General features: G+C 61.9%; 1 protein-coding gene. It reads right to left on the bottom strand.

The annotated features are described in order from the left end of the window. A partial coding sequence (locus tag D9599_RS30920; protein WP_198385163.1) for an IS3 family transposase occupies positions 1–478 on the bottom strand: 478 nt, incomplete at both ends.

Here is a 478-nt window from a genome sequence, read left to right as displayed (position 1 = left end):
AGCCTTCAGGTAGATCTCCTCGTACTTGACCGAGCGCCAGAGCCGCTCGACGAAGACGTTGTCGCGCCAAGCGCCTCGGCCGTCCATGCTGATGGCGATACCGGCCTTGAGCAGCACTTCGGTGAAGACTTGGCTGGTGAACTGCGATCCTTGGTCCGTATTGAAGATGTCAGGCTGGCCATGCCTGACCATTGCCTCCTCCAGTGCCTCGACGCAGAACGATGCGTCCATGCTGATCGACACCCGCCAGGACAGGACCCGGCGGCTGAACCAGTCGAGCACGGCGGCGAGGTAGACGAAGCCACGCGCCATGGGCACGTAGGTGATATCCATGGCCCAGACCTGGTTCGGGCGCTCGATCTTCATCCCGCGCAGCAGGTACGGGTAGATCTTGTGGCCCGGCGCTGGCTTTGAGGTGTTCGGCTTGCGGTAGATCGCCTCGATGCCCATGCGCTTCATCAGCGTCGCAACATGGCAT

The sequence above is a fragment of the Roseomonas sp. KE2513 genome (genome assembly GCF_016107305.1).
In the GTDB taxonomy this organism is placed as follows: domain Bacteria; phylum Pseudomonadota; class Alphaproteobacteria; order Acetobacterales; family Acetobacteraceae; genus Roseomonas.
Note: the sequence above shows the minus strand (reverse complement) of the source record. Positions and strands in the feature narration are given on the sequence as shown.